This window comes from Rhodococcus sp. HM1, from assembly GCF_023218075.1.
Lineage (GTDB): Bacteria > Actinomycetota > Actinomycetes > Mycobacteriales > Mycobacteriaceae > Rhodococcus.
The window spans coordinates 1-2,661 of sequence record NZ_JALPTB010000158.1 but is presented as its reverse complement, the minus strand read 5'-3'; the positions used below and the strand labels follow the sequence as shown (position 1 = coordinate 2,661).

The following is a 2,661-nucleotide window of genomic DNA, read 5'->3' as shown; positions in this document are numbered from 1 at the left end:
GGGTGCTGTCCCCGGACACCGTGCCCGCCCTCGACCCGGTCCCGGTCCCCGCCGACCGCCTCGACGACGCCCTCGCCGCCTGCGCGGCCACCGGATTCGACGTCGCCACCGACCTGCCGCTGCGGGTCACGCTGTTCGAACTCGGCGACGACGAGCACGTCCTGGCGGTGATCGCCCACCACATCGCCGCCGACGGTGCGTCCCTGGCGCCGCTGGCCCGCGACGTGATGACCGCCTACCTGGCCCGCAGCAGCGGCAGCGCCCCCGCGTGGGAACCGCTGCCGGTGCAGTACGCCGACTTCGCGCTGTGGCAGCGCGGCTGGCTCGGCGACCCCGCCGATCCCGAGTCGGTCGCCGGCCGCCAGCTCGCGTTCTGGCGCGACCGCCTCGCCGGCGCCCCCGAACTGTTGTCCCTGCCCACCGACCGGCCGCGGCCGCCGCAGCAGTCCTTCCGCGGCGACACCGTCCGGTTCGACATCGCCCCGGAGCTGTACCGGCGCATCGGGGCGATCGCGCAGGCCCACGCCGCGACCCCGTTCATGACGGTGCACGCCGCGCTGGCGGCGCTGCTCGCGCGGCTGTCCGGCAGCGACGACATCAGCATCGGTAGCCCCGTGTCCGGCCGCGGCGACCGCGCCCTCGACGAGCTGGTCGGCATGTTCGTCGGCACCGTCGTGCTGCGCACCCCGGTGTCCGGCGGGCGCTCCTTCGCCGAGCACCTGCAGGCGGTCCGCGCGATCGATCTCGACAGCTTCGAGCACACCGACGTGCCGTTCGAACTGGTCGTCGACACCGTCGCCGCCGGCCGCTCCGCCGCCTACTCGCCGCTGTTCCAGGTGATGCTCGCCTTCCAGAACAACGAGGCCGCCCACCTCGAGCTGCCCGGGCTGACCGTCGACGCCACCGAGATCGCCACCGACACCACCAAATTCGACCTGCACCTGCTGCTCAGCGAGGTGCCCGGCGACGACGGCGGCCCGGTCGCGCTCAGCGGGGCGCTGTCCTACGCCACCGACCTGTTCGACCGCGCCACCGCCGCCGCGTTCGCGGACCGGTTCGTGCGGCTGCTCACCGCCGCCGTCGACACCCCCGACGTCCCGATCGGCGACCTGGATCTGCTCACCCCCACCGAACGCACCCGGATCCTCGCCGAGTGGAACGCCACCGACGTCCCCCGCGTCGACGGCACCCTCGTCGACCTGTTCGACGCGCAGGTCCGGCGCAGCCCCGACGCCCCGGCCGTGGTGTTCGGCGACACCACCCTCGGCTATGCCGAGTTCGACGCCCGCGCCAACCGCCTCGCCCGCCACCTCATCGGCCTCGGCGTCGGCCCCGGCACCATCGTGGCGCTGGCCATGCACCGCTCGATCGACCTGCTCGTCGGCATGTACGCCGCCGGCAAGACCGGCGCCGCGCACCTGCCGCTCGACCCCGACCATCCCGCCGACCGGCTCGGCTACGTGCTGGCCGACGCGGCCCCGGCCTGCGTGCTGACCACCACCGCCGACCACGCCGACCTGCCCGCCGGCTCCGCCGTCGTGTATCTGGACCGGCTCGACACCGGCGGCTACCCGGACACCCCGGTCACCGACGCCGAACGCACCGCGCCGCTGCGCCCCGACGACCTGGCCTACGTCCTGTACACCTCCGGTTCGACCGGCCGCCCCAAGGGCGTGGCGGTCTCCCACGCCGCCATCGTCAACCGGCTGCGCTGGATGCAGCACGCCTACCCGCTGACCGCCGACGACACCGTGCTGCAGAAGACCCCCGCCACCTTCGACGTGTCGGTGTGGGAGTTCTTCTGGCCCCTGCAGACCGGGGCGCGGCTGGTCGTCGCCGCCCCCGACGGGCACCGCGACCCCGCCTACCTGACCCGGCTGATCGAGGACACCGGCGTCACCGTCGTGCACTTCGTGCCGTCGATGCTCGCGGTGTTCGTCGAGGCCATCGACCCGCACCGCTGCCGCTCGCTGCGGCTGGTGTTCTGTAGCGGCGAGGCGCTGCCCGCCGACACCGCCCGCGCCGCCCGCGCCGCGCTGCCCGCCACGGCGCTGCACAACCTGTACGGGCCCACCGAGGCGGCCGTCGACGTCACCGCCTGGCAGGTCACCGACGCCGACACCGGCGACGTGCCCATCGGCACCCCGGTGTGGAACACCCGCGTGCACGTGCTGGACGCGCGGCTGCAGCCGGTGCCGGTCGGCGGCGTCGGCGAACTGTATCTGTCCGGCATCCAGCTGGCCCGCGGCTATCCGTTCCGCCCCGATCTGACCGCCGACCGGTTCGTCGCGAACCCCTACGGCACCGGCGAACGCATGTACCGCACCGGCGATCTGGTGTCCTGGCGCGCCGACGGGGCGCTGCGCTATCTCGGCCGCAGCGACTTCCAGGTCAAACTCCGCGGCCAGCGCATCGAACTCGGCGAGATCGAACACGCGCTGCGCGCCCACGAGCACGTCGCGCAGGCCGCGGTGCTCGTGCACCACGGCGCCGACGACCGGCTCGTCGGCTACGTCGTGCCCGCCGCCGGCGGCTCCGTCGACCCCGCCGCGGTGCTCACGTTCGCCGCCGGGCGCCTGCCCGACTACATGGTGCCCGCCCAGCTCACGGTGCTGGACCGGATGCCGGTGGGCCCCACCGGGAAACTGGACCGGCGCGCCC

The 2,661-nt window shown here is 74.4% G+C and carries 1 protein-coding gene; it reads left to right on the top strand.

The window, feature by feature from the left end; all coding sequences use genetic code 11:
- A partial coding sequence (locus tag M1M07_RS32130; RefSeq protein WP_248676747.1) for an amino acid adenylation domain-containing protein occupies positions 1-2,661 on the top strand: 2,661 nt, incomplete at both ends.